This window comes from Pyxidicoccus sp. M15, from assembly GCF_056858435.1.
The window spans coordinates 10,487,617-10,512,818 of sequence record NZ_CM166495.1 but is presented as its reverse complement, the minus strand read 5'-3'; the positions used below and the strand labels follow the sequence as shown (position 1 = coordinate 10,512,818).

Annotated in this window: 20 protein-coding genes; 9 read left to right on the top strand and 11 right to left on the bottom strand. The window is 69.9% G+C overall.

The window, feature by feature from the left end; genetic code table 11:
• Window positions 1-20: 20 nt before the first annotated feature.
• The 3 genes from ACX9TP_RS38840 to ACX9TP_RS38830 form a co-directional block, all read right to left on the bottom strand.
• The gene (locus ACX9TP_RS38840) at window positions 21-821 is read right to left on the bottom strand and encodes an endonuclease (protein WP_482975715.1); all 801 of its coding nucleotides are present in this window, start codon (window positions 819-821) and stop codon (window positions 21-23) included.
• A 110-nt stretch (window positions 822-931) separates the two neighbouring features.
• A complete protein-coding gene (locus ACX9TP_RS38835) occupies window positions 932-1,516 on the bottom strand; it encodes a hypothetical protein (protein WP_482975714.1) in 585 nt (194 codons plus the stop codon).
• Window positions 1,513-2,007 (bottom strand): hypothetical protein, encoded by a 495-nt coding sequence (locus tag ACX9TP_RS38830; RefSeq protein WP_482975713.1) that lies wholly within the window; start codon window positions 2,005-2,007, stop codon window positions 1,513-1,515. The genes ACX9TP_RS38835 and ACX9TP_RS38830 overlap by 4 nt, the downstream gene beginning before the upstream one ends.
• Before the next feature lie 207 nt (window positions 2,008-2,214).
• Here ACX9TP_RS38830 and ACX9TP_RS38825 point away from each other — a divergent pair, with 207 nt between their 5' ends.
• The 4 genes from ACX9TP_RS38825 (at window position 2,215) to ACX9TP_RS38810 (ending at window position 6,448) form a co-directional block, all read left to right on the top strand.
• Window positions 2,215-3,930, top strand: coding sequence for a dipeptidyl-peptidase 3 family protein (locus ACX9TP_RS38825; protein ID WP_482975712.1), 1,716 nt, complete (start codon window positions 2,215-2,217; stop codon window positions 3,928-3,930).
• 77 nt (window positions 3,931-4,007) lie between these two features.
• Window positions 4,008-4,799: a fatty acid desaturase gene (locus tag ACX9TP_RS38820; RefSeq protein WP_482975711.1), complete on the top strand. Its 792-nt coding sequence runs from the start codon at window positions 4,008-4,010 to the stop codon at window positions 4,797-4,799.
• Window positions 4,796-5,788: a protein-methionine-sulfoxide reductase catalytic subunit MsrP gene (gene msrP, locus ACX9TP_RS38815; protein WP_482975710.1), complete on the top strand. Its 993-nt coding sequence runs from the start codon at window positions 4,796-4,798 to the stop codon at window positions 5,786-5,788. The genes ACX9TP_RS38820 and msrP overlap by 4 nt, the downstream gene beginning before the upstream one ends.
• Window positions 5,789-5,818: 30 nt before the next feature.
• On the top strand, window positions 5,819-6,448 hold the full coding sequence (locus ACX9TP_RS38810) for a protein-methionine-sulfoxide reductase heme-binding subunit MsrQ (RefSeq protein ID WP_482975709.1): 630 nt from the start codon (window positions 5,819-5,821) through the stop codon (window positions 6,446-6,448).
• 139 nt (window positions 6,449-6,587) lie between these two features.
• On the opposite strand, the gene ACX9TP_RS38805 is transcribed toward ACX9TP_RS38810, so the two are convergent.
• The 4 genes from ACX9TP_RS38805 to ACX9TP_RS38790 all read right to left on the bottom strand — a co-directional run bounded on the left by ACX9TP_RS38805 (window position 6,588) and on the right by ACX9TP_RS38790 (window position 12,499).
• A complete protein-coding gene (locus ACX9TP_RS38805) occupies window positions 6,588-7,070 on the bottom strand; it encodes a response regulator (RefSeq protein ID WP_482975708.1) in 483 nt (160 codons plus the stop codon).
• A gap of 85 nt (window positions 7,071-7,155) precedes the next feature.
• Window positions 7,156-8,394, bottom strand: a complete 1,239-nt coding sequence (locus ACX9TP_RS38800; RefSeq protein ID WP_482975707.1) for a hypothetical protein — start codon at window positions 8,392-8,394, stop codon at window positions 7,156-7,158.
• Entirely contained in the window at window positions 8,391-10,922 is a 2,532-nt protein-coding gene (locus tag ACX9TP_RS38795; protein ID WP_482975706.1) for a TonB-dependent receptor plug domain-containing protein, read from the bottom strand. The genes ACX9TP_RS38800 and ACX9TP_RS38795 overlap by 4 nt, the downstream gene beginning before the upstream one ends.
• Entirely contained in the window at window positions 10,919-12,499 is a 1,581-nt protein-coding gene (locus ACX9TP_RS38790) for a serine/threonine protein kinase (protein ID WP_482975705.1), read from the bottom strand. Before ACX9TP_RS38790 ends, ACX9TP_RS38795 begins: the two co-directional genes overlap by 4 nt.
• 264 nt (window positions 12,500-12,763) lie before the next feature.
• Between ACX9TP_RS38790 and ACX9TP_RS38785 the strand changes: the two genes are divergently transcribed.
• Complete coding sequence (locus tag ACX9TP_RS38785) at window positions 12,764-13,630, top strand: cobalamin-binding protein (RefSeq protein WP_482975704.1); 867 nt, start codon at window positions 12,764-12,766, stop codon at window positions 13,628-13,630.
• Window positions 13,631-13,930: 300 nt separating this feature from the next.
• On the top strand, window positions 13,931-15,739 hold the full coding sequence (locus tag ACX9TP_RS38780; protein WP_482982286.1) for a BamA/TamA family outer membrane protein: 1,809 nt from the start codon (window positions 13,931-13,933) through the stop codon (window positions 15,737-15,739).
• 7 nt (window positions 15,740-15,746) lie between these two features.
• Here ACX9TP_RS38780 and ACX9TP_RS38775 read toward each other — a convergent pair whose 3' ends face one another.
• A complete protein-coding gene (locus ACX9TP_RS38775) occupies window positions 15,747-16,523 on the bottom strand; it encodes a hypothetical protein (protein WP_482975703.1) in 777 nt (258 codons plus the stop codon).
• Between the two features lie 118 nt (window positions 16,524-16,641).
• Here ACX9TP_RS38775 and ACX9TP_RS38770 point away from each other — a divergent pair, with 118 nt between their 5' ends.
• Window positions 16,642-18,858, top strand: a complete 2,217-nt coding sequence (locus ACX9TP_RS38770) for a DPP IV N-terminal domain-containing protein (RefSeq protein WP_482975702.1) — start codon at window positions 16,642-16,644, stop codon at window positions 18,856-18,858.
• 102 nt (window positions 18,859-18,960) lie between these two features.
• Here the strand turns inward: ACX9TP_RS38770 and ACX9TP_RS38765 are convergent, their stop codons facing one another.
• From ACX9TP_RS38765 to ACX9TP_RS38755, 3 genes are all read right to left on the bottom strand, one after another.
• A complete protein-coding gene (locus tag ACX9TP_RS38765) occupies window positions 18,961-19,167 on the bottom strand; it encodes a cold-shock protein (RefSeq protein ID WP_120526528.1) in 207 nt (68 codons plus the stop codon).
• A 202-nt stretch (window positions 19,168-19,369) separates the two neighbouring features.
• Window positions 19,370-20,596 carry a 2-oxoglutarate dehydrogenase complex dihydrolipoyllysine-residue succinyltransferase gene (gene odhB, locus ACX9TP_RS38760; protein ID WP_482975701.1) on the bottom strand — a complete coding sequence of 409 codons (1,227 nt, stop codon included), beginning with the start codon at window positions 20,594-20,596 and terminating at the stop codon, window positions 19,370-19,372.
• Window positions 20,586-23,474, bottom strand: a complete 2,889-nt coding sequence (locus ACX9TP_RS38755) for a 2-oxoglutarate dehydrogenase E1 component (RefSeq protein WP_482975700.1) — start codon at window positions 23,472-23,474, stop codon at window positions 20,586-20,588. Before ACX9TP_RS38755 ends, odhB begins: the two co-directional genes overlap by 11 nt.
• A gap of 326 nt (window positions 23,475-23,800) precedes the next feature.
• Here ACX9TP_RS38755 and fabI point away from each other — a divergent pair, with 326 nt between their 5' ends.
• Both fabI and ACX9TP_RS38745 read left to right on the top strand, forming a co-directional pair.
• A complete protein-coding gene (fabI, locus tag ACX9TP_RS38750) occupies window positions 23,801-24,634 on the top strand; it encodes an enoyl-ACP reductase FabI (protein WP_482975699.1) in 834 nt (277 codons plus the stop codon).
• 179 nt (window positions 24,635-24,813) lie between these two features.
• A complete protein-coding gene (locus tag ACX9TP_RS38745) occupies window positions 24,814-25,200 on the top strand; it encodes a response regulator (RefSeq protein WP_163998002.1) in 387 nt (128 codons plus the stop codon).
• The last annotated feature ends 2 nt before the right edge of the window (window positions 25,201-25,202 follow it).

Sequence of the window (25,202 nt, the reverse complement as noted above, 5' to 3'; positions counted from 1 at the left end):
GGGTCTCCTCCTACCCGTGGTTACGGGGTGGCGTGGATGTGCTGGTAGTTGTAACCGAAGTTGTTGTCCCAGTACGTCTGCCCGTTCACCTCGTAGCGGACGTAGAAGAGCAGCACGTTGCCGGAGATGCCCGGGATGTGGGCCTGCCAGCGCTCGACGCCCTGGGCGTTGGGGCTCTGGATGTAGGAGTAGCCGTAGGTATAGCCGCTGACGTACGAGGCGGCGGCCTCGTGCGAGGTGGCCCAGCCGTCCGTGGTGTACACCACCGTCACGTTCTTCGTGTAGGCGAGGTTCTTCACGTCGATGCTGACGTCCAGCTCCCCGGTGTCCCGCCAGAAGCTGGCGTCCACGAGGACGTTGGTGCGCAGCAGCGGGCCGTCATTCCGGCCGAGGTGGTAGTTGGCGCCGCCGTTGTTGTCCCAGTAGGACACGCCGCCCACGACGAAGCGCGGGACGAACTCCAGGTCGCGGCTGGGCTGCGGGTCGGTGCCCCAGCTGGCGTACTGCTTCGTCACCTTCCACAGCTCGAAGCCCGTGCCCGCGGGGCCCACGTAGTAGGCGGGGAGGTCCACCCAGGAGCCGTCCGGCTGCTTCTGGTGGACGTAGACGAACTTCTCGTAGGCCAGGTTCTTCACCACCAGCGTGTAGCTGACGTCCTGCCAGGACTGCCCGTAGCGGCTGCCCACGGTGCTGACGGCCTTGAGCAGGCGGACCTCGTCCGCGGCGAGGGCAGGGGTGGAGGTGAAGCCGAGGGCCAGCGCGGCCACGAGGGCCAGCAGGGCGCGCCAGCGGGGCGCGGCAGCGGGGGGAGTCGTCATCATGGTGGGGGTTCCTCGCGAGCCCGGGCGCGGGGGCCGGGCACAGGGGGCCTGGGTCATCCAGGCCCGCGCATGTTGGCAGCCCGCTCCGACCTCCGTCGCGTCGCGCCGGGTCAAACCGTTTCGTTGGAATCTTCCAGCTCGCGGGCCAGCCTCGCTTCGTACCTTCGAACGCAGACGCCCACGAACCTCCGGAACCTCTGGATGCCGGGCACCGAGGTGAGGGGTGTCAGGTCTACCGTCTCCAGACGGGGACGGAGCGCACTCGCGAGCTTGCGAGGCTCGACGCCGAGCAACTCCGCCAGGACTCGTCGTGGCTGCATCCGGGCGCGCGCGAGTTGCTCTGGCGTGGGCTCGCGGCCGACGAGCTGGCGGATGATGTCCGGGTCGCGGAAGAGCAACCCCTCCGGCGGCGTCCTCAGGAAAAACACGCGTAGCAGCGAAGCCAGGCCTGAGTGTTTCAGGAAGCCGTAGACGCGGAGCTTGTCGCGCTCCCGTTGATTCGGGCTAGGCTTCCTGGAAGGTCCTATCACCAGGGCAATATCCAGTTCGTTCGTCAGGCGTGAGCCGGCCTCGGTGACGGCACCGTCCCAGCCACCCCCGTTCTTCATCCGGACTCTTGCCGCGAGCTCGGGCCCGAGCAGCTTCTTCAGCACGAGCACTGCGGTGTTGCTCGAGGTGATGACATGCGGAATCACGAGAAGTCCTCCTTCCGGAGCCAGTAGCTCAAATCGCCACGCTCGACTGCCTTGCGCCATTTGATGCGGAGGGCCGCTCGCATTCCGTGCTGAAGCGCAAGGTCGATGTCCGAGCCCTGCCACAGCAGGAGGTTCCGGATGGGGTGGACGCTCACGGCCTCAACCACCGACAGCGAGACCTTGCTGCTGCTGAAGAGAATGCCCACGGCGCCACCGGGGCGACGTTGAAGTTGGAGCGCCAGCTTCGCGATGGGCTCGAAGCCGATGGACTCGGCGTGGTCCTTCGTCTCAACGATGCAGGCCAGTCCATCGGAGTAGATGGCCCCGTCCAACTGCTCGGTGTCGTTGACGTAGGGCCACACGACCCGGGCTCGCTCCAACTGGAAGGCGCGCAGCAGCATGAATTCGAGCGCCCTTCCAGGTGGCCAGTCCTCCAGCGCCTCCCGGGCCTTCACCCGCTCCCACAACACACGAATCTCGACCGGTCCCATCCCCTGCACCCTCCTCGCGTACTCCTTCTCGACCCCCACGCCGCCACCTCCTCTATACAACCTGTGAGGTAGATGAGTCTAGGTACTACCCCTGACATTCCCCGGGTCCGTGGTCAGCCCCTCCAACAGCAATCCCCCTGCCACCCACCCACCACTCGCCACACGGCGGACTGGGAGGGGGCGCGGCGTTGGAGTAGGGAAGGGGCCATGAACCGTACCCTCCTGTCCCTCGTCGGCGCGGCGCTGCTGTCGGGCGCCGCCACCGCCGCGGAGAAGACTCCCGCGCGCGTCCCGGATGCCACCGAGCTGCAGCGCCAGACGGCGCGCTTCGCCCCCGTGGAGCTCAAGGTCGACCTCAAGGCCCTGCCCGACGCCGAGAAGCGCGCCCTGGGCAAGCTCGTCCAGGCCTCGAAGTTGCTCGACGTCCTCTTCCTGCGCCAGCGCTGGGCCGGCAACGAGACGCTGCTGCTGGACCTGCTCCACGACGACTCGCCCCTGGGCCGCGCGCGCCTGCACGCGTTCCTCCTCGACAAGGGACCCTGGAGCAGCCTCGACGAGGCGCGGCCCTTCATCCCCGGCGCGCCGCCCAAGCCGGACTCCGCCAACTTCTACCCGGCCGGCGCCACCAAGGCCGAGGTGGAGGCGTGGATCAAGTCGCTCCCCGAGGCGAAGCAGCACGAGGCCACCGGCTTCTACACCACCATCCGCCGCGGCCCGGACGGCAAGTTCATCACCGTCCCCTACAGCGTCGAGTACCAGGGCGAGCTGGCCCAGGCCGCCACGCTGCTGCGCGAGGCCGCCGCCCTCACGAAGCAGCCCACGCTCAAGGCCTTCCTCACCGCCCGCGCGGACGCCTTCCTCTCCAACGACTACTACGCCAGCGAGGTGGCCTGGATGCAGCTCGACGCCACCATCGAGCCCACCATCGGGCCCTACGAGGTCTACGAGGACAACTGGTTCAACTACAAGGCCGCCTTCGAGTCCTTCCTCGGCCTGCGCGACGAGGTGGAGACGCAGAAGCTGGCGAAGTTCAGCGGCCAGCTCCAGGGCCTGGAGAACGCGCTGCCCATCGACGCGAAGATGCGCAACCCGAAGCTTGGCGCGCTGGCGCCCATCCGCGTCGTCAACAGCCTCTTCTCCTCCGGTGACGCCAACCGCGGCGTCCAGACGGCCGCCTACAACCTCCCCAACGACGAGCGCGTGACGGAGAAGATGGGCTCCAAGCGCGTCATGCTGAAGAACGTCCAGGAGGCCAAGTTCGAGCGCGTGCTCCTGCCCATCGCCAAGGTGGCGCTCACCGCGAAGGACCAGCAGGACGTGTCCTTCGACGCCTTCTTCACGCACATCCTCATGCACGAGCTGATGCACGGCCTGGGCCCGCACAACATCACCGTGGACGGCAAGCAGACCACGGTGCGCCAGGCGCTCCAGGTGGCCTCCAGCGCGCTCGAGGAGGCCAAGGCGGACATCTCCGGCCTGTGGGCGCTGCAGCAGCTGGTGGACAAGGGCGTCATCGACAAGTCGCTGGAGCGCACCATGTACACGACGTTCCTCGCCTCCGCGTTCCGCTCCATCCGCTTCGGCGTGGACGAGGCGCACGGCAAGGGCATTGCCCTCCAGCTCAACCACTTCCTCGACACCGGCGCGGTGAAGGTGAACGCGGATGGCACCTTCGCGGTGGTGCCGGAGAAGATGCGCGCGTCCGTCACCGCGCTGACGAAGCAGCTCATGGAGGTGCAGGGGCGGGGAGACCGCAAGGCGGCCGAGCTGCTGCTGGCGAAGATGGGCGTCGTGCGCCCCTCCGTGCAGAAGGTGCTGGAGCGTCTCAAGGACGTGCCGGTGGACATCGAGCCGCGCTACGTCACCGCCGAGGAGCTGGCGCGCGAGGCGACCTCCTCGTCCGATACCGCCGTGCGGAAGTAGCCACCGGCCGCCGCCCCGTCCGCCGCGCGCCGCTTTTCCATGCGCGGCGGACAGGGCATGGCCAGTTAGCAGGAGAGATGCAGACTCCAGCCCGCCACTCCCGTCCGGCACCGCCCGACCCCTGGGGCGTCGTCCTCGCGCTGTGCATCCTGGGCGCGTGGGCGGGGCACCTCGTCTGGCTCTTCCTGGCGCCCGGGCTGCCGTGGGACGCCCCGCTCACCTGGCTGCACATCGCCCTGCAGGCCTGGCTGTGCACCGGTCTCTTCATCACCGGGCATGACGCCATGCACGGCACCGTGTCCCGCCACCGCTGGGTGAACGAGGCCGTGGGCACGGTCGCCTGCTTCCTCTTCGCGGGGCTGTCGTACCGCCGGCTCGTCGTGAATCACCGCGCGCACCATGCGCAGCCGACGGGCCACGACGACCCGGACTTCTCCACCCGCACCCAGTCCTTCCTGCCGTGGCTGGGCACCTTCATGGTCCGCTACACCACGCTGCCGCAACTGGGCGTCATGGCGGCGAAGTTCAACGTCTTCGTCTTCCTGGGTGTGTCGCAGCCGCGCATCTTCGGCTTCTGGGTGGTGCCCGCGCTGCTGGGCACGCTGCAGCTCTTCTACTTCGGAACCTACCTGCCGCACCGCCGCCCGGACACGCCGGACATGACGCCCCACCATGCGCGCACCCAGTCGCGCAACCACCTGTGGGCCATGCTGTCCTGCTACTTCTTCGGCTACCACTGGGAGCACCACGAGTCGCCCGGCACGCCCTGGTGGCGGCTGTGGCGGCTGAAGGACGCCCGGGCCCGCGAGGCCGCGCTGGACGCGCGGGGTAACCGAAGGGACGGGTCAGCCGTTATACAGGGGCCATGAGCGACAAGCCGCCCGCCGAGCCCCCCAGCTCCGAAGTCACGCCCGAGGCGCTCTACCTGCGCCGCCGCGAGTTCCTGAAGAATGCCGGCCTCTTCGCGGGCACGGCCGCCGCCGTGGCCGGGGGCCTGTACCTGCTGGGCCGCAAGCAGACGCGGCCCATGGACGCCTTCGTCCCCGACGCGGGCCTGATGGAGCTGCCGGTGGCGAAGGCGAAGGGCCCGTACGACACCGACGAGCCGCGCACCCCGTACGAGGACGTCACCACCTACAACAACTTCTACGAGTTCGGCCTGGACAAGAACGACCCGGCCCGCTTCGCGCACACGCTCAAGACCCGGCCCTGGACGGTCGTCATCGACGGCGAGGTCCACAAGCCGCAGACGGTGGATATCGACCAGCTCACCTCGTGGTTCCCGCTGGAGGAGCGCGTCTACCGCATGCGCTGCGTGGAGGCCTGGTCCATGGTGATTCCGTGGCTGGGCTTCCCGCTGGGGGAACTGCTCAAGCGCGTGGAGCCCACCAGCCAGGCGAAGTACGTGGCCTTCACCACGCTGCAGGACTCGGAGCAGATGCCCGGCCAGCGGCGCGGCACCCTGGACTGGCCCTACGTGGAGGGCCTGCGCCTGGATGAAGCCCAGCACCCGCTGACGCTGATGGCGATGGGCCTCTACGGGCGGCAGCTGCCCAACCAGAACGGCGCTCCGCTGCGGCTGGTGGTGCCCTGGAAGTACGGCTTCAAGGGCATCAAGTCCATCGTCCGCATCTCCCTCACCCGCGAGGAGCCGCCCACCACCTGGAACCTCGCCGCGCCGGAGGAGTACGGCTTCTACGCCAACGTGAATCCCGACGTGTCCCACCCGCGCTGGAGCCAGGCCTCGGAGCGCCGCATCGGTGGCGACCTCGAGCGCCGTCCCACGCTGCCCTTCAACGGCTACGCGGACCAGGTGGCGCACCTCTACGCGGGCATGGACCTGCGGAAGAACTACTGAGCCGTTTCCGAGCCTCAGCGAGCCCCCGTCATGGCCTCACCTCCGCACCCCTGGCTCAACCCCGCCCTCACCGTGGGCGGCCTCGCTCCGTTGATGATGCTGGCCGTGCAGGGCCCCCAGGGCGCCCTGGGCCCCAACGCCGTGGAGGCCGCGCTCAACCAGACGGGGCTCCTCGCGCTGGTGCTGCTGCTGGCGTCGCTGGCCTGCACGCCGCTGCGGCTCGTCTTCAAGTGGACGTGGCCCGCGCGCATCCGCCGCACCCTGGGCCTGCTGGCCTTCACCTACGCGGCGTCGCACTTCCTCGTGTACGCGGTGTTGGATCAGGGTCTGAAGCTGGGCGCGATTCTGGAGGACATCGGCAAGCGCCCCTTCATCACCGTGGGCTTCACCGCCCTGATGCTGCTGGTGCCGCTGGCCGTGACGTCCACGAACAAGTGGGTGCGCCGGCTGGGCTTCCCCCGCTGGCAGCGCCTGCACCGGCTGGCCTACGTGGCCGCGGTGCTGGGCGTGGTGCACTTCGTGTGGCGCGTGAAGAAGGACCTCACCGAGCCGCTCTTGTACGCCGCCGTGCTGGCGCTCCTCCTCGCCATCCGAGGCGCCGAGGCGCTGCGAAAGCGCCGGGCCCGTGCCGCGGTGGCGGCTCGGAGCGCGGCGTCGTAGGCGCTGGCGCGGTCGATGCGAAAGCGCAGGGCCCGTGCCGCGGTGGCGGCCTGACGCGGAAGGCGGAAACGAAAACGCCGGACCCCTGCCGCGGTGGCGGCCCGGAGCCCGGCGTCGGGTGCCGCTGGCGCGGCGGGGACTACTTGCGCGGCAGCGGGAGGATGGTGTCCACCAGCGTCATCAGCTGCGCGCAGCTCACCGGCTTGCGGACGAAGGCGCTGATGCCGGCCTTCTGCCCGAGGGCGCGGACCTCCGCCACGTTCGGGTCGCCCGTCATCATCAGGATGGGGACCTTGGACAGCTTGGCGTTGGTGCTCGCGCGAATCTGCGCCGCGAAGTCCGCGCCGTTCATCCCGTCCATGTGGAAGTCGGTGAGGATGAGGTCCACCGGGCCTGACTCGGCCACCTTCAGTCCCTCTTCGGCGGACTCCGCCTCCAGGAACTCGAAGTTGCGGGCCATCAGGTAGATCTTCAGCAGCGTCCGGATGGAGCGGCTGTCGTCCACCAGGAGGACGCGCTGGGGCGCGGCGCCCGCGGCCGGACGAGTCCCCAGAGGTCGGGTCGTCTCCGACGTGGAGCGGTTGGGTACGGGCTCTGGAGAGGGGAGGGTTCCGGCCTTCATCGGATCATCAACCTCAGGTGGGGCTGTTCCCCTGGAAACTTTGTCATGTTGACGGAAGGAGGGGCCGAAGTCAAAGCCGGGAATCTCATGGGACTTCCAGGACGAAGGCCTGGCTTGCCTCTGCGGGGAGTCGTACTTCAGCGGCGATGACGGGGTCCAGTTCATTGGGGACCCGCCACGTCTGGCCGGTGGATTGGATCAGCACCAGGGTATAGCGCCCCTTGGGCATCTCCCTGAGGGGGGCGGGCGCCGCGGCATTGCTGGCGTCCAGCGCCAGCGGCCGCACCACCACCTGCAATTCCTGAATCGGGACGGGCGTCATGCGCGGGTTGCCCTGCTCATCCGTGAGGGCGGCGATGGGGCCGTCCGGGATCAGCCCGGCGGCGAGCACCACGAGGCATGGCTTGCCGTCCAGGGTGCTGTCCGCGTGGACGCAGGGCTCGCTGCCGACGTCGAGCACGCCGTTGCGGTCCAGGTCGTTGTCCTCCAGGAGGCCGGGCGCGGGGCCCGCCAGCTTGCGCACCACCACGCGCGGCCAGAGGTCGGGCACGCCGTCCTTGTTGGCGTCGTCCGGCGCGCCGTCGCGGTTGGCGTCCACGTAGCTGACCATGAAGGCGGGCGGGCGCTGGTCCACCACGTTGCCCTGGAAGGCTATTGGCTGCAGCCTCAGCACCTTGTTGCCGGAGCCCATCGTCCGGTCGCCCTGCACCACCTGGAAGGCGGGCCGGTCCAGCGGCACGCGGGCCGAGTCGGAGAAGCTCACCGAGACGCCCGTGAGGGGCTGGGGCAGGCCTTCCTCGTCCGCCTTGACCTCCAGCGTGAGGGGCGCGCCCGTGCTGGGGTCCACCGCGGCGCCGCCCACGTCGCCCTCGTTGGGCTCGCTGGTGACGCCGTACCAGGGGTTGAAGTCCGGGCGGTGGCAGGGCTGCGTCGCGGTGGTGCCGCAGGTGTCCGCGTCGATGAAGCCGCGCAGCGTGTAGCGCCCCGCCGGCACCAGGCTGAAGGTAAAGGGCGCGGTGAAGGGCCCGGGCAGGTTGCCACCCAGCGCGGGGCCGAAGAGCTGCTCCGAGGGGATGACGGTGAAGGCGATGGGGCGGCCGGTGCCCTGCGGCGGGGGCGGCCGCTCCGCGTCGTAGAGGAACACGATGGCGTTGCCCCGCGCGCGGGACTGCACCACGAGGCTGCCCTCGATGCGGGCGGTGTGGGTGTTCTGCCGGCCGTCCGCGGTGGGGACGATGGGCGGCGCCTCGCAGCCCAGGCCGATGAAGGAGGTGAGGGCGAGGCCGCCGAGGGCCTTCGTCCAGGACAGGAGGGGGCGGCTCATGGAGTCACCGTCAGCGTCGCATAGACGCGCCGCTCGATGCGATTGCCGAAGGGGTGCTGCGAGTGCGCGCCGGCCAGGTGGCTGCCCACCAGCGCCACGTCCACGGTGTCCTTCACCGCCTGGTAGCCCACTCGCGCATTCACGACGGTGTAGGCCGTCAGGGGGTTGGACAGCAGCTGGATGCTCGTGGGGTCCGCCGCGGCGGGCTCACGCTCGATCCAGGTGCTGGCCGAGGTGAAGGCCGCATCCACGCCGAACTCCAGGTCCGCCTTGGTGCGGTAGGTGACACCGGCATACAGCTTGAGCTGGGGAGCCTGGCTACACGGGCCGCACTGGGCCTTCTCCTCGATGTCGGACGTCACGTTCTGGAAGGCGGCGCTCGCCTTGAGGCCGAGGCCGTCCACGGGGGCCATGTTGGCGCCCACCTCCACGCCGCGCGCGGTGTAGACGGCGTCCTCGTTCTGGAAGAACGAGCGGCCGAGCAGGTACGAGCCGGTGCCCGCGTCGTAGGACTCCTCCGGGCTCAGTCGCGTCACGGCGGACAGGCCGATGAGGTCCCTCACCGTGTTCTGGTAGAGGGCCACGTCCCAGTCCACGCCCAGCGTCGGGGCCTCGCCGCGCCAGCCCAGCTCGAAGGCGGTGAGGCGCTCGGCGCGCAGCTCCCTGTTGCCGGTGGTGAGCGCGCTGGCGCCGTTGACGCCCGGCACGGGCACGGGGATGCGGGTGTAGGACTCCAGGAACGTCGGCTCGCGGAAGGCGGACGCCGCGCTGGCGCGGAAGGCCTGGCCCTCGAAGGGGATGAACAGCGCGGAGATGCGCGGCGAGTGCGCCAGGCCCGGCGAGCCCTTGTCCAGCAGCGGGTGCCGGTCCACGCGGTAGCTGGCGACGAGCCGCAGGGGCTCCACCAGCCGCCACTCGTCCTGCACGAAGGCGGCGGCGTGAATCTCCTGGCGCAGCGGTCCCAGGTAGTTCCAGCCCACGCGCTTGAGGCGGCCCTCCACGCCCACGTTGAGCTGGTGCTCGCCGCCCAATTGGAAGGCGCGCGCGAAGAGCAGCTCCGCGTTGAAGAGGTTGGAGCTGAGGCTGGTGCCCAGCGAGCGCTGGCCAATGGCCTCGTACTGCGGCCCCGCGTCACCGGAGATGTGGTTCCAGAACGTCTTCAGCTTGAGCGGCCCCAGCTCCACGTCGCCCTTGGCGTACGCGTTGAGGCCGTCCATGAAGTAGTTGCGCAGGAGGCCCAGCGGATAGATTTCCGTGTTGTAGCGGTGCACGCCGCCGGACAGGCCCACCTTGCGGTCGTCGGCAAAGGTGTAGATGGCGGACAGCGTGCCGCGCGCGCCGCGCATGCCGATGTCCGGGTCCGGGTCCTTCAGCTCCATGTCCGGCCGGCCGCTGGCGAAGTCGCGGCTCCACTTGTCCGCCTGCGAGTACGCCACCGCCGCGCGGTAGCTCAGCGCGCCGGACTTGCCGTGGCTGAGGAACGAGCCCGCCGCGGTGTTGCCGGTGCCGCCAGTGACGGAGAAGCGCGCGCGAGGGCCGGTGCCGGGGGCCTGGGTGATGATGTTGATGACGCCCAGCATGGCGTTGGCGCCGTACAGCGCGCTGCCAGGGCCGCGGATGACCTCGATGCGCTCGATTTCCTCCAGGCCGATGGGGATGGAGGACCAGAGCGTCAGGCCGAGGAAGTCCTGGTACTCGGTGCGACCGTCCACCAGCACCAGCACCTTGTTGGCGATGCGCTGATTGAAGCCGCGCAGGGACACGTTGGCGCTGCCCACGCCCAGCGACATGACGTCCGCGCCGGGCACGCGCCGCAAGAGGTCCGGCAGGTTGGTGGCGCCGGACAGGCGGATGTCCTCGGCGGTGATGACGGTGGTGGCGTTGGGCGCCTCCAGCGAGGACTGGGCACGGCGGCTCGCCGTCACCACGCGCTCCTCGTACGGCACCGCGCCCTCGTCCGCGGCGGCGGCCGAGGCGTCGGCTTTACCCGCCGGGCCCGACGCGACGGTGGTGGGGGCGGGGGCCGCGGCGGGAGCGCCGCCGGTGGGCATGGACTCGGCGCGCTCGATGGCCTTCTCCAGCCGCTCCAGGAGCACGCCCAGCTGCTGCTGCGCCTGGATGCTGGCGGGCGGCGGCGGCATGGGCAGCGCGGACTTGTCGTCCGGCGGGGTGGACGCGGTGGCTTCGCCGGCCTTCAGCTTCTGCTCGAGGACGGCGATGGTGGTGGTCACCGTCGCCGCGTCCGGCGGGTTGCTGGCGAGGTAGCGCTGGTACGCGTCCAGCGCCTCGGTGAGACGGCCGGCGTCGTGGTACGCGCGGGCGATGTTGTAGAGGACGTTGGGGTGCGGCTTGATGGCGTAGGCGGCTTCCAGCTCGGCGATGCCCTCGTCGAATTGCTTCTGGGCAATCAGGCTCATTCCGTTGCGGAAGTGACGGCGCGCTTCCAGACGCGCGTCCGCCAGAGCCTCACTCGCGCAGAGACACAACGCGAGGAGGCCCGCACGTTTCAGGGCTGAGGGGGTTTTCACTGGTACGGGTCGTCCTTGTAGGTCGACGAGCCGGAGGCCTTGCCGGGCTTCGTGCTCGTCTTCTTCTTGGGCTGGAGCTTCTGGAGGAAGCGCGCCTCGGGGCCTTCACCCTCGGCGGTGACCCTGACGGGCTGGTAGCCCGCGAGGCTGAAGGTCAGCTCCGCGCTGGCCTTGCCGCCGTCGCCCGGGGGCACCTCGAGGTTCAGGGGCGTCTCGCCCACGTCCTTCCCACGGTACGTCACACGCGCGCCGCTCGGCTCGCTGGCGATCAGGAACCGCACCGGCTTGATGGAGAGCTCGGCCAGGGCCAGCTCGTCGTCGTCGTCGCCGAGCGTGGAGGGCGCCGCGGCCGCGGCGCCCGCCGAGGGACGCGGGGCGGCGGGAGCCTCCGACGGGGACTGCGCCAGGGCGGAAGGCGGGAGCGGCTGCGGGGGGGAGGGGCGAAACGCGATGAAGGCGGCTGCGCCGACGCCCAGCAGCAGCGAGCCCACGAACAGGCCGATGGCCAGCGGGCGCCGGCTCGGCCCGGACTCCTCCTCCACGGAGATGTCCAGCGCCATGGTGCTGGGGCCGGAGCCGGAGGAGCTGATGGGGCCGCTGATGGGGCCGCTGCCGGTGCCCGTCAGGCGCGAGCCGCTGAAGACGCCGCTGACGCCAATGGACGAGGCCACGCGGCGCATGGCGTCCATCACCTCGTCCATGGACTGGTAGCGCTCCGCCGGCACCTTGGCGAGGCACTTCATCACCAGGGCCTCCACCTCGGCGGGCACGCCATGGCTGGGCCAGATGGAGCCGAAGGCGGGCGGCGGCTCGTTGATGTGCTTCACGATGACGTCGATGCTCTGCGACGCGAGGAAGGGCGGGCGGCCCATCAGCATCTGATAGAGCACCACGCCCATGCTGTACACGTCGCTGCGCGGGTCGGCGACGTTGCGCGCCTGCTCCGGCGCCATGTACTGCGGCGAGCCGAGGATGATGCCGGCCTGGGTGAGCGAGGTGTCCTGTTGAAGGGCGCCCGCGTCGCCGATGAAGGACTTCACGAGGCCGAAGTCCAGCACCTTCACCACGTCATGGTCCGTCTCCTGGTTGAGGACCATGACGTTGGCGGGCTTGAGGTCGCGGTGGATGAGGCCGACCTTGTGGGCCTCGCGCAGCGAGCGCGCCACCTGCTGCGTGATGTTGAGCGCGCGCGCCCACGGCAGCGGGCCCACCTGGGTGAGGAGCTGGCTGAGCGTCAGCCCCTCCAGGTACTCCATGGCGATGTAGTAGATGCCGTCGTCCGTCTTGCCGTAGTCGATGACGGTGACGGTGTTCGGGTGGCGCAGCTTCGCGGTGACGCTGGCCTCCAGGAAGAAGCGCTTCTGGAACCCGGGGTCCTTGCCCTCGCCATACTGCGGGTTGAGCACCTTGAGGGCGACCAGCCGGTCCAGCGGCGCCTGGATGGCCTTGTAGACGCGGCCCATGCCGCCGGCACCGAGGGTCTCCAGGATGCGGAAGCGCTCGTTGAGGACCCGGCCCAGCAGCGGATCCTCCAGCTCGGGCGGGGCGCCATTCGTCGGGGCGTTGCTTTCGATCATGGTTGCCCCCGCCGACCGGGATGGCACGCGACGCTCCGGTCGTACATGCCCGTCGATGCTAGCACTGCAATCCTCCACTGCCCAAGCGACCTGCCGGGTTGGCGCAGTGCGGCAATGGCCGAGATTCCGGCCCGGGAGGCGCAACGTCGGGCAGCGGACACCTCGGGGGGGACGTGCACGTGGCGACGTGGCGCGGGACTGGAGCCTGCCTGCCTGTCCTCCTGCCTACGGACGCACCGGGAGGGGCGCGTTAGGGTGCTCTCCATGAACGCGCGATTGTCCGAGCTGCTCTCCTCCGCGCCGCCATATCCCCGACGGGTGGTGTGCATGACGGAGGAAACGACGGAGGTGCTCTACCGTATTGGCGCGGGGGACCTGGTGGTGGGGGTGTCCGGCTTCACGGTGCGGCCGCCGGAGGCGCGCAAGAAGCCGCGCGTGTCCTCGTTCCTGGACGCGAACTTCGAGCGCATCCTCGACCTGAAGCCGGACCTGGTGCTGGGGTTCTCCGACCTGCAGGCGGACCTCGGCCGCGAGCTGTGCAAGCGCGGCGTGCCCGTGTACCTGTTCAACCAGCGCTCCATCGCGGAGATATTGCAGTCGGTGCGGCTGACGGGCGCGCTGGTGGGCCGGGCGGAGGACGCGGCGCGGCTGGCGGACGAGCTGACGGCGAACCTGGAGCGCCATGCGGAAGCCGCGGACCGGCTGCCGCGCCGGCCGCGCATCTTCTTCGAGGAGTGGCACGAGCCGCTCATCTCCAGCATCCGCTGGGTGTCGGAGCTGGTGGAGCTGGTGGGCGGCGAGGACGTGTGCCGTGAGTCGCGCGCGTCGCACGGCGCGAAGGGGCGCATCTTCGAGCCGGAGGAGGTGGCGAAGCGCAACCCTGACGCCGTCATCGCGAGCTGGTGCGGGCGCAAGGCGAAGCGCGAGAAGATTGCCTCCCGCCCGGGCTGGGCGGAGGTGACGGCGGTGGTGGAGGACCAGCTCTACGAGGTGAAGAGCAGCGTCATCCTCCAGCCGGGGCCCGCCGCGCTGTCGGACGGCGTGGCGCAGCTCGCGCGAATCGTGGCGGCGGTGGCGCGCGGTGAGAAGCTGCCGGAGCTGCGGAAGGGCGACCTGCGGTCCGCGGCGTGACGGCGGGCGAGGCGTCCACGGCCCGCCGTCTTCCGGGGCGCGCTGTCTGCCCGGTCCGCCCCTGGGTCACCTCGCTCGCCTCCCGGGGCGTGCTGTCCGCCCGGTCCGCTCCTGGGTCACCTCGCTCGCCTCCCGGGGCGTGCCGTCTGCCCGGTCCGGCCCCGAGCCACCTCTTTCCCTCTGTGCATCGCGGCGTGAGGTGGGGCCGCGCCGTTCGAGGTTGTCGCTGGCGGCAGACGCGGCCCGTGCCAGGATGCGCCCGTGCCCCTCCCGTTGCTCGCCCTCCTCGCGCCACTCGCCGTGGTCTCAGCCCAGACGCCCCCGGCACCCGCGTCTTCCGAGCCGGCCGTCGCGGCGCCGGCCCGCGCCGTTCCAGAGGAGCAGGAGGACTCTTCAGCATCCCCGGGCGCCGCTTCACGTGAGGACGCCGAGGCCCGGAAGGAGAACTACGAGGAGGCCCTCGTCGCCTGGGCCCTGAAGGCGCAGGAGCGCGTCGCGGAGCCCTCGCCCGAGGGAAAGGTGCTGGAGGAGGTCCTCGTCTCCACCGAGGAGGTCGTCGCGGAGAGCGACCCGTACCCGGGCTTCCTCAACATCTTCCACGTGCGCACCCGCGAGGAGGTGGTCCGCCGCGAGGTGCTGCTCCAGTCCGGCCAGCCGTACTCCACCGCGCTCGCCGACGAGACGGCGCGCAACCTTCGCTCGCTGCGCCTGTTCTCCGTGGTGCGCCTCGTCCCGGTGAAGGGCCGCGCGCCGGGCTCGGTGGCGCTGCTCGTCGTCACCAAGGACATCTGGTCGCTGCGGCTCAACAGCGACTTCTCCGCGGTGGGCTCGCTGCTGCAGTACCTGCGCCTGCAGGGCACGGAGCAGAACTTCCTCGGCCGGGGGAAGAAGCTGGCGGTGGACTTCACGCTGCGGCTGGACACGCTCAGCTTCGGGCAGAGCTATACGGACCCGCGCGTGCTGGGCAGCCGCTGGTCCCTCAGTGAGTCCGCGGCCCTCATCATCGGCCGCGAGAGCGGCAGGACGGAGGGCTCTCGCGGCAGCCTCTCCGTCAGCCGGCCGCTGTACTCGTTGTCCACGCCGTGGAGCACCAGCACCTCCGTGGCGTGGAACGTGGAGACCAACCGCGTCTACCGCGGCGCGGACATCTGGCAGTTGCCGTTCCCCGACGGGCCCGCGGTGCCGTACGTCTACGAGACGGAGGAGGTGGCCGGCGGCGTCTCGTACACCCGCTCGTACGGCCTGCGCTACAAGTGGAACGTGGGCGGCACGCTGGGCGCGTACCACTACGCCTATGACCCGCCGGCCGCGTCCATGCTCAGCGACGCGCAACTGGACTGGTTCCGCCGCAACTACCTGCCGCGCGCCGAGGACGCGGGCTACGCCTCGCTGTCCCTGCGTGCCTTCGAGGCTCGCTACGAGGTGCTGCGCGACGTGGACTCGTACGCGCTCTCCGAGGACTTCCAGATGGGGCACTCGGCGTCCGTGACGGTGCGCTATGCGCCTCCTGTCTTCGGCGCCGCGTCGCACTTCGCGGAGCTCGGGGTGGCCGCGCGCTACCGCTTCCGGCTGGGGGACGCGCTCACCACGGCCTCCGCCGCGGCGGCCATCCGCCGGCAATTGGGCGAGGGCGCGGGGTGGAGCAACCGGCGCTGGGCCACGGAGCTGGCGCAGGTGTCCCCCAAGGTGCTGGGGGGACGCTTCGTGGCGCGCGGGCTCCTGGACGTGAATATCGACGACCTGTTCGACAGGATTACCCTGCTCGGTGGCGGCAACGGGCTGCGTGGCGCGCCCGCGGACGCGTACTCCGGCAAGCGGCTCCTGCTCTTCAACGTGGAGTACCGCACCGCGCCGCTCGTCGTGCGGACGGTGCACCTGGGCGGGGTGCTCTTCTTCGACTCGGGCAGTGCCTTCGACGACAGGCCGGACATGGTGCACACGGTGGGCGTGGGCCTGCGGCTCTTGTTCCCCCAGTTCAACGTGATGCCGTTCCGCCTGGACTTCGGCTACGTGCTCAACGACGACAATCCGCCCGTGGGCAGCCGCTTCTCCATCGCCGGCGGACAGCTCACGGACCTGCGGCCCGGCTTCCTGGACTCGCCGCTGTAGCCCCGGCTCAGGGCAGCTCGGTGCGCAGCAGCTCGCGGAACAGCACCTCCGCCACGTCGCGGAACAGCTCCCCCGAGGCCAACAGCCCGCCGCAGTGGTGCGGCTCGCGCGCCAGCGTGAGCGCCACCGTCTTCCCCAGCACCGCGTCCCAGAACGGCTCCGAGCCCTCCGGCAGGAGGAACTCGCGGATGATGCCCCGGGGCCACGGCAGCACCGTCGTCGGGTCCGCGTCGCTCAGCGTGGTGAAGCAGTCCAGGTCCACGTCGAGCAGCACCTTCTCCGCGCCCTCCAGCACGTCCCGCACCGCGTCACCCGGGGCCGGGTGGTTCCACGCCTCCGCCGCGCGGTCCACCGTGGGCACCACCACCAGCCGGTGCGTGCGCCCCCGCGTGTCCACGTACGTCTCCCCGGCGAACGCGCCGCGGGGCCGGGCCCGCGCAATCAGCAGGGCATCCCCCACCAGCCCCGCCTCCATGGCCGCCAAAAGGTGGTCGTAGTTGCGCACGTCCAGGGCGTACCGGGCGTGCTCGTCCAGCGCCCGCGTCCCCGCCGAGCGGTCCGGCACCGACTCCGGGTGGCGGGGCACCACCGTGTCCAGGTGCCGGTCCAGCGACACCAGCAGCGCGGGCGGGCCGGACTCGCCCAGCGCGAAGGCCCAGGAGGGCAGGGCGAGCCGGTGCGGGTCGAAGACGTACGCGTCCGTCGGCCCCCGCCCGCCGCCCAGCCCCAGCCGGATGACCCCGGCCAGCCGCAGGTGCCGCAGGGCGTCGTCTTCTGTCTCCATGACCTCGGGAATCCTCTCGCCTGCCGAGCGTTTGTGCGGGCCGCGTGGCGGCCGAGTGTAGGCTGCCCCTCACCTTTCCGTGAAAGGAGACCCGCCCACCGCGGGTATTCGACCAAGCATGCGCCAGGTCCTCACTGCAGCGCTCTTCCTCGCGAGCCTCCCCGTCGTCGCCCAGGAGCAGAAGCCCCTACCCGTCATGTCCCAGCCCCAGCGCAAGTCAGACCCATTCCTGCGCCAGTACTCGGAGACGCGCCGCTTCATGAGCGGCCGGCCCGTGGGTGTGAAGATTGCCCCGGACGAGAAGTCCGTCCTCTTCCTGCGCACCTCGCCCACGTCCAACGTGCAGATGCTCTACGCGTTCGACGTGGAGTCCGGGCAGGCCAAGGAGCTGCTCACCCCCGAGGCCATCCTCAAGGGCGCCGAGGAGACGCTCACTCCCGAGGAGAAGGCCCGCCGCGAGCGCATGCGCGTCAGCGCCCGGGGCTTCACCGGCTATCAAATCTCCGAGGACGGCACCCGCCTGCTGGTGCCCCTGTCCGGCCGCCTCTACGTGGTGGAGCGCGCCAGCGGCAAGGTGACGGAGCTGAAGACGGGCGCGGGCACGCTGGACCCGAAGTTCTCCCCGGACGGCAAGCAGGTGGCCTACGTGCGCGAGCACGACGTCTACCGCATCGACATCGCCGCCAACAAAGAGCAGCGCGTCACCAAGGGCGGCACCGCGGCGAAGACGCACGGCCTCGCGGAGTTCGTCGCCCAGGAGGAGATGAGCCGCTTCTCCGGCTACTGGTGGAGCCCGGACGCGAAGTCCGTCGCCTACACCGAGTCCGACACCTCCGAGGTGGAGAAGCTCACCATCGTCGACGTCATGCACCCCGAGCGCGGCGGCGAGGACTTCGCCTACCCGCGCCCCGGCAAGGCCAACGCCAAGGTGCGCCTGGGCGTCACCCCCGTGACGGGCGGCAAGACGACGTGGGTGAGCTGGGACGCGACGAAGTACCCGTACCTCGCCACCGTCACCTGGCCCAAGGGCGGGCCGCTCACCATCCTGGTGCAGAACCGCAACCAGACGGAGGAGCAGCTGCTCGCGGTGGACCCGCGCACCGGCAAGACGACCGAGCTGCTGGTGGAGAAGGACAACGCCTGGGTGAACCTGGAGCAGGACTTCCCGCTGTGGCTGGAGGATGGCAGCGGCTTCCTCTGGTACACCGAGCGCAACGGCGGCCCCGAGGTGGAGCTGCGCAAGGCGGACGGCTCGCTGGACAAGAGCCTGGTGAAGCCGGACGCGGGCTTCCGCTCCCTGGCGCGCTTCGTCCAGAAGGACCGCACGCTCTACTTCAACGGCGGCGCCAACCCCACGGAGAGCTACCTGTGGCGCGTGAAGGACGGCGGCGCGCCGGAGAAGGTGTCCAGCGGCGCCACTGGCCCCGGCACCGAGGGCGGCTTCGTCTCCAAGGATGGCGGCCTCATGGTGCTCAACGCCTCGGGCCCGAAGTCGCTGCCCAAGGTGCTCGTGCTGCGCGGTGACGGCAGCCGCGCGGGCGAGCTGCCCGAAATCGCCCAGGAGCCGTCCTTCACGCCGAACCTCGAGGTGCGGCAGGTGGGCCCGAAGAAGTTCTGGGCCTCCATCGTCCGCCCGCGTGACTTCAAGAAGGGCCAGAAGCTGCCCGTCATCGTCGAGGTGTACGGCGGCCCCACCACCACCGTCGTCCACCAGAACATGGGCGCCCACCTGATGGCGCAGTGGATGGCGGACCAGGGCTTCATCGTCGTGAAGTTCGACGGGCGCGGCACCCCGCTGCGCGGCGCCGCCTGGGAGCGCGAGGTGAAGTACGACTTCGCCACCGTCACCATCGAAGACCAGGCCGCCGCGATTCAGGAGCTGGCGAAGGAGGTGCCCGAAATCGACCTCAACCGCGTCGGCATCGAGGGCTGGAGCTTCGGCGGCTACATGTCCGCGCTCGCCGTCCTCAAGCGCCCGGACGTCTTCAAGGCCGCGGTGGCCGGCGCCCCGGTGGTGGACTGGCTCGACTACGACACGCACTACACCGAGCGCTACCTCGGCGTGCCCCAGGAGCACCCCGAGGCGTACGAGAAGAGCTCGCTGCTCACCTACGCGAAGCAGGACAAGCCCATTGGCAAGCTGCTGCTCATCCACGGCACCGCGGATGACAACGTGTACTTCTTCCACACGCTGAAGCTGTCGGACGCGCTCTTCCGCGCCGGCAAGCCGCACGACTTGCTGCCCCTGAGCGGCCTGACGCACATGGTGCCGGACCCCGTCGTCACCGAGCGCCAGTGGGAGCGGGTGATGGACCACTTCAAGCGCAACCTGTAGCCCGCGCGCCCCGCCTGCTGGAAAGCAAGAGGCCCGGTCCCTGGAAAGGGGGCCGGGCCTCTGTTTCATCTGCCAGTCCGGAAGGAGTGGCCGACGGACGCGTTACCCCGCGGCGCGGACGTTCTGCGCCTGCAGGCCCTTGGGGCCGCGGGTGACCTCGAACTCCACCTTCTGGCCCTCGGCCAGGGTGCGGAAGCCATCCATGTTGATGGCCGAGTGGTGGCAGAACACGTCCTCACCACCGCCGTCCTGGGTGATGAAGCCGAAGCCCTTCGCGTCGTTGAACCACTTCACGGTACCGGTTGCCATTGCACTTCCTCAGTCTTGCGGGGCGGCGTGGGGAGAGCCGCCCGTTCTTCCCGCCCCCCGACTACCGGGAGACACTCCTCTTTGTAGTGAAACGGCCGGCTGGAAGTCCAGCCGGCCGCCCGGAATGCCCGAGTTGCCAAGAACCCGGGACTCATATTCAGCATGTATCGCGCAGGTTTGCCGCGCGGTGAGCCGCGTCGCGTCAGACGTCGAGCAGCAGCCGCTCGGGGTCCTCGATGCACTCCTTCACGCGCACGAGGAACTGCACGGCCTCGCGGCCGTCCACCAGGCGGTGGTCGTACGTGAGGGCCACGAACATGATGGGGCGGATGACAATCTGGCCGTCGCGCACCACGGGGCGCTCGACGATGTTGTGCATGCCCAGGATGCCCGTCTGCGGCGGGTTGAGGATGGGCGTGGACAGCATGGAGCCGAAGATGCCGCCGTTGGTAATCGTGAAGGTGCCGCCCTGCAGGTCCGCCAGGCCCAGCTTGTCGCTGCGGGCGCGGGTGCCGAGCTCGGCCACCGTCTTCTCCAGGTCCGCCAGGCCCAGCTTGTCCGCGTTGCGCACCACCGGCACCACGAGGCCGCGGCTGCCGCTCACCGCCACGCCGATGTCGTAGTAGTGCTTGAAGATGACGTCCTCGCCGTCGATTTCCGCGTTGATCTGCGGGAAGGCCTTGAGGGCCTCGACGGACGCGCGGATGAAGAAGCTCATGAAGCCGAGCTTCACGCCGTGCCGGGTCTGGAACTTGTCGTTGTACTTCTTGCGCAGGGCCATGACCTCGCCCATGTCCACCTCGTTGAAGGTGGTGAGCATGGCGGCGGTGGACTGCGCCTGGATGAGGCGCTCGGCCACGCGCTTGCGCAACGGCGTCATGCGCACGCGCTCCTCGCGCGCGGCGTTGGGGCGGGGGCCGGCGGGCGCGGCCGGAGCGGCGGGCGCCTGCACGGGGGCGGGGGCGGCCGGACGGTTGATTTGACCGAGCACGTCCTCCTTGGTGATGCGGCCACCGGCGCCGCTGCCCTTCACCTGGGTGAGGTCGACCTGGTTCTCCTCGGCCACCTTGCGTGCGGTGGGCGTCATGCGCGTGTCCACCGCCGCCCCCGCGGGAGCGGCGGCGGCGGCGGGAGCGGGCGCCTGGGCGGGAGCGGCGGCGGCGGCCGCGGGCTTCGCGGCCGAGGCGCCGGCACCGGCCTCGATGAGGCCCAGCACCTCGCCCACGCGGACCTTGTCGCCCTCCTTGAAGGAGATGCTGGACAGGGCGCCGGCGGCGGGAGCGGGCACGTCGATGGTGACCTTGTCCGTCTCCAGCACGACGAGAGGCTCGTCGGCGGAGACCGCGTCACCCATCTTCTTGTTCCACTTTCCGACGACGGCCTCGGTGATGGACTCGCCCAGCGGGGGCACTTTCAGTTCAACGGCCATTCTTGGTCCCTCGGAAGATGGCTTCTTCGATGATGAGCTGTTGCTCGTATTCGTGAGTCTTGGGGAAGCCGGTGGCGGGGCTGGCGGCCTCCGCGCGCCCGATGTAGCCCAACTTCAGCGGCTGCTGCGAGCGCGTGGACGCCAGGTCGTGCAGACGGGGGAACATGAAGTGCCAGCCGCCCGCGTTGCGCGGCTCCTCCTGAACCCAGAGGAGCTCCGTGAGCTTCGGCATCTTCGCGACGAGGCCTGCCAGCTCGTCGTAGGGGAACGGGTAGAGCTGCTCCAGCCGGACGATGGCGATGCTGTCGTCCTTGCGCTCGTCCCGGGCCTTCACCAGGTCGTAGTACACCTTGCCGCTGCACAACAGCAGCCGCGTCACGCCCGCGGGCGCCACCTTGTCCAGGATGACCTCCTGGAAGGTGCCCGTGGCCAGCTCGTCAATCTTGCTGGTGGCCTCGGGGCGGCGCAGCAGGCTCTTGGGCGACATGATGACCAGCGGCTTGCGCACGGGGCGCACCACCTGGCGGCGCAAGAGGTGGAAGATCTGCGCGGGCGTGGTGGGGTAGCACACCTGGATGTTGTCCTCGGCGCACAGGTCCAGGAAGCGCTCCAGGCGCGCGCTGGAGTGCTCCGGGCCCTGGCCCTCGTAGCCGTGCGGCAGCAGCAGGGTGATGCCGCTGAGCCGGCGCCACTTGCTCTCGGCCGCGGCGATGAACTGGTCGATGATGATTTGAGCGCCGTTGGCGAAGTCGCCGAACTGGGCCTCCCACGCCGTCAGGCCGTCCGGCACGTCCAGGCTGTAGCCGTACTCGAAGCCCAGCACGCCCATCTCCGACAGGGGGCTGTTGAAGATGTGGAAGGCGCCCTTGCCGGTGACGAACTGGCGCAGCGGCGTGTACTCCTCGCCCGTCTGCACGTCGTGGAGCACCGCGTGGCGGTGGCTGAAGGTGCCGCGCTCGGCGTCCTGGCCGGTGATGCGGACGCTGTAGCCCTGGGCGAGCAGGGTGGCGTAGGCCAGCGACTCGCCCTCGCTCCACTGCAAGTCGCCGCTGTCCAGCATGCCCAGGCGCTTCTTGATGACGGTGCGCTCCACGTCGCGGTGGACGTTGAAGCCCTCCGGCAGCGTGGACAGCTTCTTCAGCGCGTCACACAGCACGTCCTTGGCCACCGCGGTGGACACCTGCGGGGCGCCCTTCAGCGCGCCGCCCTGGTACGGCTTCCACAGGCCCTCGAGCGCGTTGGGCTCCTTGAACTGGCTCTCCTGGCGCGCGCGGGTGAGCGCCGCGTCGAACTCCTGCTGGCAGCGCTGCTTGATGGACTCGGACTCCTCCGCGGAGATGCGGCCCTTCTCCGCCAGCGCGGCGGCGTAGAGCGTGCGCACCGTCGGGTGCTTGCGGATGATGTCGTACATGGCCGGCTGGGTGAACGAGGGCTCGTCGCCCTCGTTGTGGCCGTAGCGGCGGTAGCAGATGAGGTCGATGACGACGTCGCTCTTGAAGGTCTGCCGGTACTCGGCCATCAGCCGCGCCACGTGGACGCAGGCCTCCGGGTCGTCCCCATTCACGTGGAAGATGGGGATGTCCAGCATCTGCGCAATCGCCGTGGCGTAGATGGAGGAGCGCGAGTCATGCGGGTCGGTGGTGAAGCCGACCTGGTTGTTGATGACGATGTGGACCGTGCCGCCAGTGGTGTAGCCCTTGAGGCCGGACAGGTTGAGCGTCTCCGGCACCACGCCCTGACCCATGAAGGCGGCGTCGCCGTGGATGAGCAGGGGCATGACGCCGGTGCGCTCGGTGTCACCGCCGCGGTCCTGCTTGGCGCGCACGCGGCCCTCCACCACCGGGTCCACCGCCTCCAGGTGGCTGGGGTTGAAGGCCAAGGACAGGTGCACCGGGCGGCCCTGGCGGGTGGTCCGGTCCGAGGAGAAGCCCATGTGGTACTTCACGTCGCCGCGGCCCAGGTAGGCCTTGGGGTCCTTCGGGCCGTCGAACTCGCTGAAGATCTGATCCGGCTTCTTGCCCAGGATGTTCGTCAGCACGTTGAGGCGGCCGCGGTGGGCCATGCCGATGACGACCTCCTTGAGGCCCATCGCCGTGCCCACCTCGGTGAGCGCGTCCAGCATGGGGATGAGCGCCTCACCGCCGTCGAGGCTGAAGCGCTTGGCGCCCACGTACTTGGTGTGGAGGAAGTGCTCGAAGCCCTCCGCGTAGGACAGCTGGGTGAGGATGTGGCGCTGGTCCTCCACCGAGAAGTCCGTGCGGTTCTCCGCGTGCTCCATGCGCTGCATCAGCCAGCGGCGGCGGCCGCTGTCGAGCATCTGCATGAACTCCACGCCGATGCTGCCGGTGTACGTACGGTGCAGACGGCCGAGCAGCTCGCCCAGGCGCACGCGCGCTTCCGGGAAGACGTTGTTGCACTCCACCAGCTGCTCGCGCTCGCGGGCGGAGAAGTGGCCGTCGTCCACCATGCCCACGTCGGCCACGTGCTCCAGCGGCGGGCGGGGGCGCTCCAGCGGGTCCAGCTTCGCGCGCAGGTGGCCGCGCAGGCGGAAGGCGGTAATCATCTGGTCGACCTTCGCCTGCAGCCCGAGGATGTCCTGGGCGGGCGCGGCGGCGGGGGCGACGGGGGCCTGCGCCACGGCCTGCGGCGGTGCGGCGGCGGCCTTGCCATTCACCTTGCCAGGGGCGGGGGCCACCGGGGCCGCGGCCGCCTCCAGCAGCTTCGTGCTGAAGATGGGTCTGCCGGCGCCATCATTGCGCTCGAACACCTCGCGCCAGCTGGCATCCACGCTGGCGGGGTCTTCGAGGTAGCGGGCGTAGAGCCCTTCGATGAAGTCGATGTTGGCGCCGGAAAGGAACGTGTCCTGGAAATTCGCCATGGCGGTGTCGTCTTTTACTGGAAGGGCGCCCCGTTGGGGGTTTTTCGCGGCATCTTTGTTGAGCCTCCGAGGCTGCCCGGACGCCGGTCCGCTCAGCGGGAAGCAGGTGGATTCATGCGCCACGTGAGCGCAGCTTCACCCGGGAGCGTCCGGCCCTCTGGGAGCCGTGTCCGCCACCTGCGCATCCGTTCCGTCCCCGGCAGGGCCGGCCGTTGCGCCACGCCTGGCCGCGGAGGTGGGGTGGCGCCCGGGTTTCGTCCCGCTCCTCCCGTCAGGAGTGGTAGGAAGCGCGTTTCCTTCTCTTCCTTCCGACGAGGCCGCCTTTCATGCTGCTCCAAGGCAAGAAGCTGCTCATCACCGGAGTGCTGACGCCCCAGTCCCTCGCCTACGGCATCGCCGAGCACGCGCTCGCGCAGGGCGCGGACATCCTCCTCACCGGGTTCGGCCGGGCGAAGTCGCTCACCGACCGGAGCGCCAAGCGCCTGAAGCCCGGCCTGGAGGTGCTGGAGCTGGACGTCACCAACCCCGCCCACTTCACCGCGCTCACTGAATCGCTGCGCCAGCGGTGGGACCGGGTGGACGGCGTGCTCCACTCCATCGCCTACGCCCCCGAGGACGCGCTCGGCGGCAACTTCCTCAACACCCCCTGGGAGAGCGTGCAGACGGCCTTCCGCATCTCCACCTTCTCCCTGAAGGAGCTGTCGGTGGCCTGCCTGCCCCTGATGACGAAGGGCGGCTCCATCGTCACGCTGGACTTCGACAACCGCATGGCCTGGCCCATCTACGACTGGATGGGTGTGTGCAAGGCGGCGCTGGAGGCCACGGTGCGCTACCTCGCGCGCGATCTGGGCCCCAAGGGCATCCGCGTCAACGCGCTGGCGGCCGGTCCCCTGGCCACCATCGCCGCGAAGGGCATCCCCGGCTTCAAGGCCCTGGAGCAGGGCTGGGGCAAGCAGGCGCCGCTGGGCTGGAGCGCCAAGGACAGCCACGACATGGTGGCCCGCACCGCCTGCGCCCTCCTGTCGGACTGGCTGCCTTCCACCACGGGCGAAATGGTTCACGTGGACGGTGGCTACCACGCGGTGGGGGCGCCGCCGGTGGAGCCGGAGGGCGCGGCCACGGAGTTCCCGGCGAACACCCCCAAGCCGGCGGCCGAGTAGCCGTTTTTCCTCGCATGCACGGACCCCGGGAATTGTCCCGGGGTCATCTGGCACCTGCCCGCTCGCTACCACGGCGGGCCCGGGGTGCCGCTTTCTCCCGTGAGAGCGCTCACGGTAGAGTCCTGAACAGTCGCAGGGGCATCCCGCACAGCGCGGGCCTGCGGAGGAGCCGCATCACAGTGACCACCCACAGCACCAACGTCTTGCTGGTGGACGACAGCCCGACGGTCCGCAACATCGTCAAGATCTACCTGATGAACCTCAAGGTCTCGACCGTGGAGGCCGACGATGCGACCCGCGCGCTGCAGATTCTCCGGCTCGTCCCGGTGAGCCTGGTCATCGCGGACATCAACATGCCCGGCATGGACGGCATCACCTTCGTGAAGGAGGTGCGCGCCAGCCAGATGCCCCAGGTGCGCTCGGTTCCCATCCTGCTTTTGACGGCGGAGAAGAACGCGGACCTGCGCCAGAAGGGCACCGAGGCCGGCGCCAACGCCTTCATCCAGAAGCCGGTGTCCCACCACGAATTGACGGAAACCGTCCGTCAGTTCCTCTCGAAGGCCTGATG

Bases quoted from the DNA above. Each gene is read 5' to 3' on its own strand.
- ACX9TP_RS38840 (WP_482975715.1), bottom strand. From the start codon at position 821: ATGATGACGACTCCCCCCGCTGCCGCGCCCCGCTGGCGCGCCCTGCTG.
- ACX9TP_RS38830 (WP_482975713.1), bottom strand. From the start codon at position 2,007: ATGGGACCGGTCGAGATTCGTGTGTTGTGGGAGCGGGTGAAGGCCCGG.
- ACX9TP_RS38825 (WP_482975712.1), top strand. From the start codon at position 2,215: ATGAACCGTACCCTCCTGTCCCTCGTCGGCGCGGCGCTGCTGTCGGGC.
- ACX9TP_RS38820 (WP_482975711.1), top strand. From the start codon at position 4,008: ATGCAGACTCCAGCCCGCCACTCCCGTCCGGCACCGCCCGACCCCTGG.
- msrP (WP_482975710.1), top strand. From the start codon at position 4,796: ATGAGCGACAAGCCGCCCGCCGAGCCCCCCAGCTCCGAAGTCACGCCC.
- ACX9TP_RS38810 (WP_482975709.1), top strand. From the start codon at position 5,819: ATGGCCTCACCTCCGCACCCCTGGCTCAACCCCGCCCTCACCGTGGGC.
- ACX9TP_RS38805 (WP_482975708.1), bottom strand. From the start codon at position 7,070: ATGAAGGCCGGAACCCTCCCCTCTCCAGAGCCCGTACCCAACCGCTCC.
- ACX9TP_RS38800 (WP_482975707.1), bottom strand. From the start codon at position 8,394: ATGAGCCGCCCCCTCCTGTCCTGGACGAAGGCCCTCGGCGGCCTCGCC.
- ACX9TP_RS38790 (WP_482975705.1), bottom strand. From the start codon at position 12,499: ATGATCGAAAGCAACGCCCCGACGAATGGCGCCCCGCCCGAGCTGGAG.
- ACX9TP_RS38785 (WP_482975704.1), top strand. From the start codon at position 12,764: ATGAACGCGCGATTGTCCGAGCTGCTCTCCTCCGCGCCGCCATATCCC.
- ACX9TP_RS38775 (WP_482975703.1), bottom strand. From the start codon at position 16,523: ATGGAGACAGAAGACGACGCCCTGCGGCACCTGCGGCTGGCCGGGGTC.
- ACX9TP_RS38770 (WP_482975702.1), top strand. From the start codon at position 16,642: ATGCGCCAGGTCCTCACTGCAGCGCTCTTCCTCGCGAGCCTCCCCGTC.
- ACX9TP_RS38765 (WP_120526528.1), bottom strand. From the start codon at position 19,167: ATGGCAACCGGTACCGTGAAGTGGTTCAACGACGCGAAGGGCTTCGGC.
- odhB (WP_482975701.1), bottom strand. From the start codon at position 20,596: ATGGCCGTTGAACTGAAAGTGCCCCCGCTGGGCGAGTCCATCACCGAG.
- ACX9TP_RS38755 (WP_482975700.1), bottom strand. From the start codon at position 23,474: ATGGCGAATTTCCAGGACACGTTCCTTTCCGGCGCCAACATCGACTTC.
- fabI (WP_482975699.1), top strand. From the start codon at position 23,801: ATGCTGCTCCAAGGCAAGAAGCTGCTCATCACCGGAGTGCTGACGCCC.